The sequence below is a fragment of the Gilliamella sp. B3172 genome (assembly GCF_026536465.1).
Taxonomy (GTDB): domain Bacteria; phylum Pseudomonadota; class Gammaproteobacteria; order Enterobacterales; family Orbaceae; genus Gilliamella.
In genome coordinates this window covers 276,244-289,395 of the sequence record NZ_JAFNOA010000003.1, presented here as the reverse complement: position 1 = coordinate 289,395, position 13,152 = coordinate 276,244, and the positions used below count along the sequence as shown (strand labels likewise).

Genomic DNA, 13,152 nt, shown 5'->3' with positions numbered 1-13,152 from the left:
AAATTCTTTTTGAATAGTAGCAATAGTGAGATCTCTATCACAAAACAAAATACCTAGACAGAATCGTCTATATTTATAGCAATAAATAACCTACTGGATAAAACTTAAATTAATTATTCTTCCGTAAAAGTTCCATTTAATTTGTTTTTGAGGTGGTATCGGATGAATAAAAAAATAGCAATTGGATTAGATTTTGGCAGCGATTCAGTCAGGGCTTTAGCGGTTGATTGTCAAAATGGTCAAGAATTAGCAACAGAAGTTGTGTATTACTCACGTTGGGCAAAAGGTGAATTTTGTGATCCGAAAAAGAATCAATTCAGGCATCACCCACTTGATTATATTGAATCAATGACCCTATCAATTCAATCTGTAGTCAAACAACTTGACACTTATGCTAACAATGTAGTTGCTATTGGTGTTGACTCGACAGGATCAACTCCCGCCCCAATTGATGATAATGGTGATGTACTAGCCCTGAAACCAGAGTTTACCAATAATCCTAATGCCATGTTTGTATTATGGAAAGATCATACCTCAGTGAACGAGGCAGAAGAAATTAATCAGCTATGCGCAACGTCCGACTATTCTCAGTATTTAGAATATTGTGGTGGTGTATATTCTTCTGAATGGTTTTGGGCGAAAATCATGCATATTTTCCGCCATGATAATGCCGTGAAAAATTCAACTGCATCATGGATTGAATTATGTGATTGGATCCCAGCTTTATTATCCGGAACGACAGCGCCCAATAAAATTAAACGCGGGCGATGCGCAGCCGGCCATAAATGTTTTTGGAGTGAACAATGGAATGGCTTACCGCCGTATGAATTTTTTGAAAAGCTTGACCCTTCACTTGTCAATGTACTGCCTTATCCATTGTTTAAAGAGACCTATACTGCCGATAAGCAAGTGGGAGTCATCACATCACACTGGGCAGACAAACTAGGATTGCCGACATCAGTTGTTATTGCCGGAGGCGCTTTTGACTGCCATATGGGTGCGGTTGGTGCAGGTGCTGAGCCTTATACTTTAGTAAAAGTAATTGGCACTTCAACATGCGATATATTACTGGCAGAAAAAGAAGTCATTAAAGATCGTTCAATCAAAGGTATTTGTGGTCAAGTTGATGGTAGCGTAATGCCTAATTATATTGGATTAGAGGCTGGCCAATCAGCTTTTGGTGATATGTATGCTTGGTATCAAACATTACTAGGTTGGCCGCTTAACCAATTAACCAAACAATTACCCGAAATACAATATGAAGTTGATCAATTAAAACAAACATTATTGAACCAGCTAGCCACGCAATGGTCTCAAAACCCTAATTTAGACAATATCCCAATAATCCTTGATTGGTTTAATGGACGAAGAACTCCATTTGCTAATCAACGGCTCAAAGGAGTTATCTCCAATTTAACGATTGCAACCGATGCTTTAACACTTTTTGGTGGTTTGATTTTATCAACTGCATTTGGTGCTAAAGCAATTATGGAATGTTTTATTGAACAACAAGTCCCTGTGAATAATATTGTTACATTAGGTGGAATAGCCAAAAAATCCTCTGTTATTATGCAAGTTTGTGCTGATGTTATGAATCGTCAATTAAAAGTTGTCAAATCAGAACAATGCTGTGCATTAGGTGCAGCAATTTTTGCAGCCGTTTCAGCCAATATTTATCCCGACATTCCAACCGCTCAAAAAATAATGTCCAGTAAGATCGAAACAACGTTTATTCCAAATGCCGAAAGAGCCGCCAAATACCAGCAGCTGTATGGCAAGTATCTAACTTGGTCTACCTCTTGCGAACCTAATTACCACGTTTAGATTTGCACCCAAACTATCAATTAAATTTAAAGGAGTGAAATATGTTTGTTTATGAAGAAGCAGAAATTTGGTTTGTCGCTGGAAGTCAACATTTATATGGCCCGGAATCACTTGAGCAAATCAAAAAAAATATCCAATTAGTATCAGAGTATTTCAATAAAGAAGCCAATCTACCAGTAAGAATAGTTCTTAAACCGCTAGCCACTAAACCGGATGAAATATATCGCTTATGCCAAGAAGTTAATTATTCGCAAAATTGTGTCGGTTTAATCACATGGTTACATACCTTTTCTCCCGCAAAAATGTGGATTAATGGATTAACCCAGTTACAAAAACCATTGCTACAACTTCATACGCAGTTTAATGAACTAGTACCATGGGATTCAATGGATATGGATTTTATGAATCTTAATCAAACTGCACATGGTGGGCGTGAATTTGGTTTTATTGGGTCTCGTATGCGTTTAGCTCATTCCATTGTCACAGGTTATTGGAAGGACAAGGAGGTACATGAAAAAATTGCAAAATGGATGAGAGTTTGTGTAGCCATACATGAAGAAAAAACAATGAAAGTGGTGCGATTTGGCGACAATATGCGAGAAGTTGCAGTAACCGAAGGCAATAAAGTATCGGCACAAATAAAATTTGGCTACTCAGTCAATACACATGCAGTGGGCGATCTGGTTTCGGTAATTAATTCAATCAATAATAGTGATATTGCCCAATTAATTGAGGAATATGAAACACTTTACCAAATTAGCCCTGTTGCTCAAGTTAATGGTCCAAAAAGACAAAATTTAATTGAAGCAGCAAAAATTGAATTAGGTATCAAAACGTTTCTTGAACAAGGCAATTATTCAGCATTTACCACTACATTTGAAGATTTATATGGTTTAGCACAATTGCCCGGTCTTGCCGTCCAACGGTTAATGGAAAAAGGTTATGGATTTGCCGCAGAAGGTGACTGGAAAACAGCCGCATTACTTCGAACAATGAAAGTAATGGCAAAAGGTTTGTCTGGTGGAACGGCTTTCATGGAAGATTATACTTATGATTTCACCAAAGGCAATGAACTGGTTATCGGTTCACACATGTTGGAAGTTTGCCCGTCTATCACTGATGATGAAGTTAAACCATTATTGGATATTCAACCGTTAGGGATTGGTAATAAAGCCGATCCAGCACGCCTTATTTTTGCATCCAAACCCGGCTACGCTATCAATGCAAGTTTGATCGATATTGGTAATCGTTTCAGACTGATAACTAATACATTACAAACCATTAAACAACCGTACCCATTACCCAACTTGCCTGTAGCTTGTACAGTATGGAAACCACTACCTTCATTAGATATTTCAGCCGAAGCGTGGATTCTTGCCGGCGGAGCTCACCACTCAGTTTATACCCAAGCATTATCAATGGATTATTTTAGACTCTATGCGCAACTGCACAATATTGAATTACTTGTGATTGATGAAAACACAGAAATGTGTAATTTCAGAAATGAACTGCGCTGGAATGAAATCGCCTATGGTAATACTAATGCATAACATTCTGATTTGGTACATAAAATTAAAGAAGTTATAACCGATAATTTTTAAAATAGATATAAATAAGGGGTAAATAGATGGATATCAATACACCTATACCAATGGATAAAAAGGCAAACAGTTCCGCAAAAAAAATGACATTTTTAATCGGTTTTTCAGCTGCCATGGCTGGATTATTATTTGGTTTAGATATTGGCGTAATTGCCGGTGCTTTACCGTTTATCACCATCCAATTCCAACTTACCACACAACTTCAGGAATGGGTGGTTAGTTCCATGATGTTAGGCGCAGCCTTAGGTGCCATATCAAATGGTTGGTTATCTTTTTATCTAGGAAGAAAATATAGTTTGCTAGCGGGCGCTTTATTTTTTATTGTCAGCTGTTTTGGCTCGGCTTTAGCGCCGAATGTCGAAGTCCTGCTCGTTTGGCGGGTGATCTTAGGGTTTGCTGTTGGAATAGCTTCGTATACGGCACCATTATATCTTTCTGAAATGGCACCAGAAACAATCAGGGGAAAAATGATAGCTGCATATCAATTATTAGTAACAATTGGTATTTTATTAGCTTTCTTATCTGATACCTATTTCAGTTTCACCGGAAACTGGCGAATGATGCTTGGTATTATCGCTATACCAGCAATTATTTTATTTTTGGTAGTCATTTTCCTTCCTAATAGCCCTCGTTGGCTAGCTTCCAAAGGTCGATTAAAGGAAACCCAACAAGTTCTTCGATTAATTCGGAACGATCCAAACAAAATTCAACAAGAATTTGATGATATTACCGACAGTTTAAAAGAGAAACAAGAAGGATGGACTCTTTTCAAAGCAAATAAAAATGTCCGCCGCACGGTTTACCTTGGTATGGCACTGCAAGCAATGCAACAATTTACCGGCATGAACATTATTATGTATTATGCACCGGAAATTTTTAGTCTTGCTGGTTTTCAAACAACGGAGCAACAAATGGTTGCAACCATAATTGTTGGACTCACTTTTGTATTAGCCACCTTTATTGCAATTTTTACCGTCGATAAATTAGGACGAAAACCTATTTTAAAAGTTGGATTTGGTATTATTGCAATAGGAACACTAATACTTGGTATTTGCCTGCAATTAATTGAAAACGGAAACACATCCTCAATCACATCTTATGCTGCTGTCGGTATGGCTATTATGTGTATAGGAGGATATGCCATGAGTGCTGCACCTGTGGTATGGATCCTTTGTTCAGAAATTCAGCCATTAAAAAGCCGTGATTTTGGTGTAACTTGTTCCACCACAACCAACTGGATATCCAATATGATTATTGGCGCAACTTTTCTCACTTTATTAAATCACATTGGTGTAGCACAAACATTTTGGCTGTACACCGCCATGAATATCTTATTCATTTTTGTTGTTATCTTGTTTGTGCCTGAAACTAAAAATATTTCGTTAGAACATATCGAAAAAAACCTAATATCAGGAAAAAAACTACGCCATATTGGTGTTGATAAATAAACAAATAAAGGCTAATTGAAGGACAATTTAAATTAAATTGTCCTTACTTATTATTCAATTCCTTCTTTATTAATAGGATTTTATATGTTTACGTCATTAAAACAACGGGTACTAGCTGCCAACTTATTATTGCCGCATTATCAACTTGTCACCTTTACATGGGGCAATGTATCAGAAATTGACAGGCAAAAAGGCGTGATTGCCATTAAACCTTCAGGCGTTGCTTATGAACAACTGAACGAAGATGATATTGTTATCGTCGATCTGAACGGAAACAAAATAGAAGGCCGGCTAAATCCTTCAAGTGATACCAACACACATCTAGCACTTTATAGAGCTTTTGAGCAGATAGGCGGAGTCATTCACACGCATTCACGTTATGCAACTATCTGGTCGCAAGCTGGTTTAGATATTCCAGCATTAGGAACAACACATGCTGACTATTTTTATGGTGATATTCCTTGTACAAGAGCGTTAAGCCCAACCGAAATCGCAATAGATTATGAACTCAATACGGGCAAAGTAATTATTGAAGAATTTGCCAAACGTTCATTAGAGCCAATGGCAATTCCAGGTGTGCTAGTTATGGGGCACGGCCCTTTTGCTTGGGGCATTACTGCACATGACGCAGTACACAACGCCGTAGTACTTGAGGAAGTCGCAACAATGGCATTAGCTACCCGAAATCTCAATATCGGTATTAAAATACAAACAGAATTATTAAATAAACACTATTACCGCAAGCATGGAAAAAATGCCTATTATGGTCAAGGATAAACAATGTCATTTCCATTGATTTGATACTGAAAATTAATGCAATTTAAATAACCTTAAATTAAAACGTTAACCACTATTTTCAATTTTTAAAGCAAAATATTTAATAATTCAAAAAATATAAAAAAGCCCTGCACTGATCAGGGCTTTTTATTTGTATTAATTAAAGATAATTATGCTGTTATTTTTTCTTACCTTTATACTCATTATAGTACTCTTGAGCAAGTTTACGCATTGATAAGCCAATTGCAGCATATTGATACTCATTTAAATTTGCTAAAGAAGCACGTGCTGAAGGGTGTTGAACAGCAAAACCTTTACCAGGTAACAGAACCACACCTGCTTCATCAGCAATTCTAAACAACATCTCTGAAGGATTTTTATTTTTCAAAATCCACTTAGCAAATTTATCATCGTAAAGTTCACGACAAATATGCTCTAAATCAATTAATGTATAATAATCAACGCTATTTTCATCTGTATTATGTTTAAGACCTAAATGCTGATAGAGCGATGCTGCACGTCGACGTATAAGCGATTTTAATGCCGCTTTATAACTTTGATCATTATCCATCATTTCACATAGAGCAAACAGAACCATTTGCACTTGTTGTGGTGTTGATAGCCCGGCGGTATGATTCAAGGCAACAGCACGACTATCGGCAACTAAGCGATCAATAAATTTAAGATTTTGCGGATCAGTGACAATAGAGCTATAACGTTTATTTAAAACCTGTTTAGCTTTACTAGGTAAAGCTTTAATGGTTTTATCAATGACATTGTCACGAGTGGTAGCAATTACCCCTAAACGCCAGCCGGTTGCACCAAAGTATTTTGAAAATGAATACACCAAAATAGTATTTTTAGGGCAAATTGCGAATAAAGATTGAAAATCATCAGCAAAAGTACCATAAACATCATCGGTTAAGATGATTAAATCAGGGCGTTTTTTCACTATATCAGCAATGATTTTTAAACTTTTATCATCGATTTTAACTGACGGTGGATTCGATGGATTGACTAAATAGAAAGCTTTTATTGACGGGTCTTCAAGTTTACGCAATTCAGACTCTGGATATTGCCAATTTGCATCCGGATCGGCATTAATCAATACTTCAACTAATTGATAATCATTAAGAGCTGGGATTTCCAAATATGGGGTAAAAATTGGTGCACCTATTGCAATTTTATCCCCTTTTTGAATCAAACCATTCTCTTTCATTGAATTAAATATATAAGCCATTGCGGCGGTACCACCTTCAACGGCAAACAAATCAAGATCATCACGATCAAGATACTGCGCTCCCATTTGTTGCAAAACATAGGATTTCACTATTTCTTCACTAAAACGCAACATTCTGTCGGGTACAGGATAGTTACATCCCAAAATACCTTCAACCATTTCTTGTAAAAAAGCGTTTTCATCAAGTCCTAGTTGATCACGAATATAGGAAAATGCTTTACCTAAAAAAGCGACACCCGGCGTTTCATAATTTTGGCGAACAAAATGCTCAAAGCGCCCTGTTAATCCAGCTTTTATTGGAAATCCACCTACACCTTCATTCAAATAAGAATAAGACATTTCTGATTCTTGAATTGCAAAAACACCCAGTTGGAAGAAAGCTTGACGCGGCCAAGTAGCAAGAAAGTTAGGATTACCACGACCAGCATTTAACATAGTTCGGTCGGCGTGGCTTTGAGCTAGTTTAATTAAGTTATCTTTCAATTCAAAAGGGCTTAAATTAGCGTACTTTGCATACTCTGTTTTAATTTTTTTCATAATTTGTACCTTTAATCTGATATTACAATTAAACAAAAGCCACAACTAATGGTCCTAGTAATGTTAGGAACACATTAGCTAAAGCATAAGTAATAGCAAAAGAGTTAGTCGGGGTAGAGTTACCTGCTTTGTTTAGCACTTCCCCAAAAGCTGGGTTAGCACTACGAGAACCTGCTAACGCACCGGCAAATACCGCTGAGTTTTTATAACCCAATACATATTTACCAAAATAGATAGCAAGCAACATAGGTAAAATAGTTACCACCACGCCAATTAAAAATAGAGACAGACCTTGTTCTCGAATGGTATCAATAGCTTGAAGACCAGAACTTAATCCAACAACCGCAACAAAACCAGCCAGACCAAAATCTTTTAATAGTTGCAATGCCCCTGTTGGAATATTACCAACAGTTTGATGAAGCGAGCGATACCAACCAAACAATAGGCCGGATAACAATGCACCACCACCAGCACCTAAAGTAATAGGAATATCACTAACACGGATAACGATTAATCCAATAATTAACCCCACAACCAAGCCCAAACCATGGAATATCCAGTCTGTTTTTTCGCTTTTAGTGATGGGTGCCCCAATTTTATCCACAACACGACGTAAATCGCTATCAGCACCATAAATTGTAATCACATCACCTAATTTTAAATTGATGTCATTATTGAGTGGTAGTTGCTGTCCGTCTCGATGAATAGCCGTTAAATAGATGCCATGTTTTAACTTCATCACTTCTTCAGACGATAAAACTTGCGTTAAATTTTGACCAACATAACGTGTATTACGCATCTCAACATCTTGTGTATTCATCACCACATCCATGCCAGAAGCGGAATTGACTTCAGTACCAAGCAAATCACTCGCTTTAATCATCGAATCACGGTGACCAACAACCAATATAATATCCCTTGCTTTCAATAAAGTATCAGGACTAGCTTCGAGGATATTATTACCCCGTTTGATACGTTCGATACTGATACCATCGACAAGCTTTTCAACACTCTCAACAGTTTGATTAATTTTATTGGTAATGCGATATAAACGGCCTGTAACATCTGATAGCGCTAAATTTTGGTTGCTACCTAATAGAAGTGAACCATGAAGTTGCTCAGCTTGTGCCTTCATCGCATCATCGTTAATATCACTGCCCATAATTTTAGGAAGGATATTGACACAAACAATAATGGCACCAAGCGAACCAAAAATATAAGTCACAGCATAACCTATTGTGACATTACCTTGCATTTTACTGAGTTCTTCAGCACTCAGACCTAATTGACTTAAAGCATCAGAAGCGGTACCCATAATTGCAGATTGGGTTAATCCACCAGCCGCTAAACCAGCTGCAAGGCCTTTATCTAAATGGAATAATTTTGCCAATATAACCACCGTTGCAAAGCCAGCAACAGCAATAAACAATGCTAAAAATATTTCACGTAAAGTTTTTACACCCAGTGAACGGAAAAACTGCGGACCACTTTCAAAGCCAACAGCATAAATAAATAGCGCAAATAGCACAGCTTTAACGCCAGCGTCAACTGTGACGCCAAAAACACTTAGTGCTACTGCCACGAGTAATGAACCTGCAACGCCACCCAATTGAAATTTACCAATGCGAATAGCACCGATTAAATACCCTAAACTCAGAGAGAGAAATAATAGAATTTCCGGTGAGTGTCTAAGTCCATCTAAAATCCAGTCAGAAAGCCATTGAAACATAATAATTGTCCTCAAGTGCTAAGATTTATGATTTAAGAATATGAAAAGATATTTGTCAGATTGGAGCAATATTCACAAAAGAATATGAATACAATTACATATTAAACTGCAATGAAAAGAATAGATATTCAATTTTAACGATTAATATTATTGTTAGAATATGGTAGTTGAAGAAATTAACATTATCAATAAGATTTTAAAGTATGCACACAGTTAAACTAAATGTGGAACTTAATTTATAAGCTCAGTAAAAAACTGAGCTTATAAACAGCTTGATTTTTAATATTCAGCATTGACAAAGAAGCTGAATAATTTAACTTTCGTAAAATTATTTTGTTTTAAAAATATTTTCTCTAATTCTCGCATCTAAATTGTTGATCCAACGATTATAGTTACGATGAACATTGCCACGTTTATCTTTTAAATTATCACTAGCTGAAACATATTCGATAGAATATCCATTAGCTGAATAAGGAATATTTACAACAACCTCAAATTTACGGTTGAACAAACTACCTCGAATATTGTTATTATCTACTGATTGAAATTTCCAAGTACCAAAAGCAGAACGGCCATTAGTTGAAGTATTCAAAATCGCTTGTTTAACTTGCTCTTTTGTGACTCCTTGTACAGGTGTAGTAACATTTTTGGGTGCTTGAAATTTACTAGCACAACCGAGTAATGTGGTAATAAATAGCGTGGTTATAATTAACTTAATAATTTTCATTGTTAACTCCTTTAATCTAAATTATATTATTTAACGTTTTTTACATATCAACAAAGTATGACCGTATCCTAAGCCATCAATATCCTTTTCAACGTGAAAACCGGCGCTATTTAAACACTGATAAAAAACCTTCGAATGATAAAAACGGCTATTACCATTTGCTAAACACGTAAAGTATAAAGATGAAGCATTTAAACTTAATGCCCCTGCTTCAAAAGCTTGTCTGTCCCAAAAAAGATCCATAATACATAAAACTGCATCATCTCTCATGCTACCATGAATCAACGACAAAATATGGGTAATTTGTTCTACACTAAAACAATCTAAAAACTGGCTCATCCACCAAACATCAGCTTCATTCGGCAGTTGTTTGGCTAATAATAAGTCAACGGCAAAACCATGAATTCGATCATCAAAACCGGCTGCTTTAATATTATTTTGGGCAACGGCTATTTGTTGAGGTAAATCTAAGAGTGTTATCTTAAGATCTGCACATTGCTGGGCACAAAAAATAGCCCATTTACCGGTATTTCCGCCAACATCATAAATATGCTTAGGATTGAGATCTTTAATATGAGAATAAGCAACTGGAAATGAATGATCAGAATAGAAGTGGTCAAAGGCGAACCAGCTTTTTTTTGCTTGTTCAGGTAATTCTTGTAATGCGGGGTAAATAGTATTCCAATCACCAAATACTTTTAATCCTTCAGGTTTACCATTTGCTAATGAGTCTTGAAGATAAAACATACTTTGATAACATACGTCTTTCACAAAATCGAAGTTTACCTTCGTCATCGTGTCATGTAGCAAATAATGACCAACCTTACCTAAAATAAAATGATCATTATTTTGATAAACAATATGCATACTCAATCCAATATCTAATAAAAGCTGAAGAGAATAAGATGACAACGAAACTTTATCCATTAAATCATCTAAACTCATACCAGTTTTACCGGCATTATCGAGTTGAGCTAATATGCCTTCATTTTTCATACACGCAACAGCTTGAAACATTAATGGTGCAAATGCTATTTTTTGTGCTTCAGTTATTGCTTCTAAGGCAGTATAAATATCCTTATCATAATTAAATTTTTTTGTGTTGAGTCCTTTCAATCTATTGCCTTTTTGAAGTTTTACTGTATTTTATAAACAGCCCCATATTAGGGATTGGTAAAAATAAATAATATTACAATTTATTATTAAGTAAAGAGTTAATTGAAACATTATCAAGATGAATTTTTCTTTTTCCATAAAAAACTGGTTTGCTCTCTCTTCTGGTCTATCTAATCAATCGGATTGGGAAAATTGGTCTAAAAATTCCAACCATGATTGGAATTTGCCTTTGCCAAAGCTAGTCAATTTACCCATGATGCAAGCTCGCAGGATGAGTGTTCAATCACGTCTAGCGGTAGAAGTTGGAATGGAATTAATTAAACAATCTCAAGTTCCCGATCTCGCGGTATTTACCAGTCAACATGGAGAGATAGATAAAACATATAAAATTTTATCGATGCTCAATCAAAATAGTGATATTTCGCCCACTGATTTTGCTTTATCAGTTCATAATACCGCATCAGGTTTGTTAACTATTATTGCCAAAAAACCAATCCCAATCACTTCTATTTCTGCTCATTATGACAGTTTTCAACAAGGATTAATTGAAGCAATATCTGTATTAACGCAAGAAGATAAAACAGTATTACTAATAGACTTCGACGGAACCATTCCCGATACATATCACCGTTATATAAAGTCATCGGTTCCAACTTACGCTGTTGGCTATATAATAACAAAAGGTAATGAGATCAGTTGCCAGAATATAACGCAAACAACAACTGTTCCTGCTGAAAAATACCCACAATCGCTTGCTTTTTTACGTGCTTATTTAAATAAGCAACAGCGCTTCATAGTAAAAGGAAATACTCAAGATTGGTTATGGACGATGAACGAGAAGTAATTAAACAACGCCGTCAAATCAATATATTTTGGCGCCTTATTGCTACCACATTTGGATTTATATTATTTGGATCTTATGGATTATTCATACTATCGCTATTGTGGTTTACGTTATTAAGATTATTTGTTTGGAACGAAGCTCAAAGAATCGCTATTGCGCAAAAAAGTATTAGTTTCAGCTTTAAGATTTTTTTATGGATTGTCAAATCGCTAGGTATTATCGATTATCAGTTTTACGGTCTTGAAAAACTTAAACAAGATAAAAAATGTTTAATCGTTGCAAATCATCCCTCCTTACTTGATGTCGTACTGTTAGCGTCAGTTATGCCTCGCTGTGATTGTTTAGTAAAAGGTGCATTGTTACAAAATATTTTTATCAGTGGAATTATCAAAACCGCAGGTTATATTTTAAACCAAGAGTCTGAAAAAATATTGCCTCAATGTCAGCAAATTCTGGCAAATGGCGGGCGAATTTTAATATTTCCTGAAGGAACAAGAAGTGTACCGAATGAACCGATCAAATTACAAAGAGGGGCGGCTAATATCGCATTAAGGTGTCATGCAGATTTGAGAGTCATCCACATCCAATGTAACCCTCCTTTACTGTTCAAAAAACAAAAATGGTACCGAATACCATATAAAAAACCCTGTTTCACTATTACAATTGGCGAAAAAATAGCAATTAACGATTTTTCTGAATTTAGTACTACGATAGCGGCACGGAAATTAACCCAGCGCTTAACATCAATTTTTAACGAAAAAAGTGAGATAATTTAAAAAGGAAACTTATGGAAAAGCTACAAAATGAAATTAAGCAGATAATTATAGATGTACTTAATTTGGAGGATATCACACCGGCTGACATAGATACAAAAGCCCCGCTGTTTGGTGATGGATTAGGTCTGGATTCTATTGATGCTTTAGAGCTAGGACTTGCGATAAAAAGCAATTATGGTATTGTTTTATCTTCTGAAAGTGAAGAGACCAAAAAAGCGTTTTATTCCGTTCAAACATTAGCAGATTTTATTTCAGCACAACAATAAAAAGGAGCTTAATAACATGGATAAACAACAAATCTTTGAGCAAGTTAAATCTGCACTTGTCCAACTTTTTGAACTTTCATCTGAAGATATCACACCCGAATCAAAACTTTTTGAAGAGCTAGATTTAGATAGTATTGATGCGGTTGATTTAGTCGTTCATCTACAAAAAAAGATCGGTAAAAAAGTTGATCCTGAAACGTTCAAATCAGTCAGAACTGTTCAAGACGTTGTTGATGCGGTTGATAACTTAATTAATAGTAAATAATT

General features: G+C 35.8%; 12 protein-coding genes. 8 read left to right on the top strand and 4 right to left on the bottom strand.

The window, feature by feature from the left end; all coding sequences use genetic code 11:
* The first annotated feature begins 162 nt into the window (after positions 1-162).
* The 4 genes from J3U37_RS06000 (at position 163) to J3U37_RS05985 (ending at position 5,650) form a co-directional block, all read left to right on the top strand.
* Positions 163-1,824 (top strand): ribulokinase, encoded by a 1,662-nt coding sequence (locus tag J3U37_RS06000; RefSeq protein WP_267373813.1) that lies wholly within the window; start codon positions 163-165, stop codon positions 1,822-1,824.
* 41 nt (positions 1,825-1,865) lie between these two features.
* Positions 1,866-3,374, top strand: coding sequence for an L-arabinose isomerase (gene araA / locus J3U37_RS05995; protein WP_267373811.1), 1,509 nt, complete (start codon positions 1,866-1,868; stop codon positions 3,372-3,374).
* Positions 3,375-3,475: 101 nt separating this feature from the next.
* Complete coding sequence (locus J3U37_RS05990) at positions 3,476-4,873, top strand: sugar porter family MFS transporter (RefSeq protein ID WP_267373833.1); 1,398 nt, start codon at positions 3,476-3,478, stop codon at positions 4,871-4,873.
* An 84-nt stretch (positions 4,874-4,957) separates the two neighbouring features.
* A complete protein-coding gene (locus tag J3U37_RS05985) occupies positions 4,958-5,650 on the top strand; it encodes an L-ribulose-5-phosphate 4-epimerase (protein ID WP_267373809.1) in 693 nt (230 codons plus the stop codon).
* A gap of 178 nt (positions 5,651-5,828) precedes the next feature.
* Here J3U37_RS05985 and J3U37_RS05980 read toward each other — a convergent pair whose 3' ends face one another.
* The 4 genes from J3U37_RS05980 to J3U37_RS05965 form a co-directional block, all read right to left on the bottom strand.
* Positions 5,829-7,427, bottom strand: coding sequence for a bifunctional aspartate transaminase/aspartate 4-decarboxylase (locus tag J3U37_RS05980; protein ID WP_220219087.1), 1,599 nt, complete (start codon positions 7,425-7,427; stop codon positions 5,829-5,831).
* 28 nt (positions 7,428-7,455) lie between these two features.
* Positions 7,456-9,156: an aspartate-alanine antiporter gene (gene aspT, locus J3U37_RS05975; protein WP_220219086.1), complete on the bottom strand. Its 1,701-nt coding sequence runs from the start codon at positions 9,154-9,156 to the stop codon at positions 7,456-7,458.
* Positions 9,157-9,484: 328 nt separating this feature from the next.
* Positions 9,485-9,883: a hypothetical protein gene (locus tag J3U37_RS05970; RefSeq protein WP_220219085.1), complete on the bottom strand. Its 399-nt coding sequence runs from the start codon at positions 9,881-9,883 to the stop codon at positions 9,485-9,487.
* 30 nt (positions 9,884-9,913) lie between these two features.
* On the bottom strand, positions 9,914-10,999 hold the full coding sequence (locus J3U37_RS05965; protein ID WP_267373807.1) for a class I SAM-dependent methyltransferase: 1,086 nt from the start codon (positions 10,997-10,999) through the stop codon (positions 9,914-9,916).
* A gap of 118 nt (positions 11,000-11,117) precedes the next feature.
* Here J3U37_RS05965 and J3U37_RS05960 point away from each other — a divergent pair, with 118 nt between their 5' ends.
* Genes J3U37_RS05960 through J3U37_RS05945 form a run of 4 tightly spaced genes read left to right on the top strand, consistent with a single transcriptional unit; the run spans position 11,118 to position 13,150 of the window.
* Positions 11,118-11,843, top strand: a complete 726-nt coding sequence (locus J3U37_RS05960) for a beta-ketoacyl synthase chain length factor (protein WP_267373805.1) — start codon at positions 11,118-11,120, stop codon at positions 11,841-11,843.
* Complete coding sequence (locus J3U37_RS05955) at positions 11,822-12,619, top strand: lysophospholipid acyltransferase family protein (protein WP_267373803.1); 798 nt, start codon at positions 11,822-11,824, stop codon at positions 12,617-12,619. Before J3U37_RS05960 ends, J3U37_RS05955 begins: the two co-directional genes overlap by 22 nt.
* Before the next feature lie 11 nt (positions 12,620-12,630).
* Positions 12,631-12,885: a phosphopantetheine-binding protein gene (locus J3U37_RS05950; RefSeq protein ID WP_220219082.1), complete on the top strand. Its 255-nt coding sequence runs from the start codon at positions 12,631-12,633 to the stop codon at positions 12,883-12,885.
* A gap of 16 nt (positions 12,886-12,901) precedes the next feature.
* Positions 12,902-13,150, top strand: coding sequence for an acyl carrier protein (locus J3U37_RS05945; RefSeq protein WP_220219081.1), 249 nt, complete (start codon positions 12,902-12,904; stop codon positions 13,148-13,150).
* Positions 13,151-13,152: the final 2 nt, after the last annotated feature.

What these genes read in the sequence shown, in the direction of transcription:
- J3U37_RS06000 (WP_267373813.1), top strand. Translation starts at nt 163, where the DNA reads ATGAATAAAAAAATAGCAATTGGATTAGATTTTGGCAGCGATTCAGTC.
- araA (WP_267373811.1), top strand. Translation starts at nt 1,866, where the DNA reads ATGTTTGTTTATGAAGAAGCAGAAATTTGGTTTGTCGCTGGAAGTCAA.
- J3U37_RS05990 (WP_267373833.1), top strand. Translation starts at nt 3,476, where the DNA reads ATGGATAAAAAGGCAAACAGTTCCGCAAAAAAAATGACATTTTTAATC.
- J3U37_RS05985 (WP_267373809.1), top strand. Translation starts at nt 4,958, where the DNA reads ATGTTTACGTCATTAAAACAACGGGTACTAGCTGCCAACTTATTATTG.
- J3U37_RS05980 (WP_220219087.1), bottom strand. Translation starts at nt 7,427, where the DNA reads ATGAAAAAAATTAAAACAGAGTATGCAAAGTACGCTAATTTAAGCCCT.
- aspT (WP_220219086.1), bottom strand. Translation starts at nt 9,156, where the DNA reads ATGTTTCAATGGCTTTCTGACTGGATTTTAGATGGACTTAGACACTCA.
- J3U37_RS05970 (WP_220219085.1), bottom strand. Translation starts at nt 9,883, where the DNA reads ATGAAAATTATTAAGTTAATTATAACCACGCTATTTATTACCACATTA.
- J3U37_RS05960 (WP_267373805.1), top strand. Translation starts at nt 11,118, where the DNA reads ATGAATTTTTCTTTTTCCATAAAAAACTGGTTTGCTCTCTCTTCTGGT.
- J3U37_RS05955 (WP_267373803.1), top strand. Translation starts at nt 11,822, where the DNA reads ATGGACGATGAACGAGAAGTAATTAAACAACGCCGTCAAATCAATATA.
- J3U37_RS05950 (WP_220219082.1), top strand. Translation starts at nt 12,631, where the DNA reads ATGGAAAAGCTACAAAATGAAATTAAGCAGATAATTATAGATGTACTT.
- J3U37_RS05945 (WP_220219081.1), top strand. Translation starts at nt 12,902, where the DNA reads ATGGATAAACAACAAATCTTTGAGCAAGTTAAATCTGCACTTGTCCAA.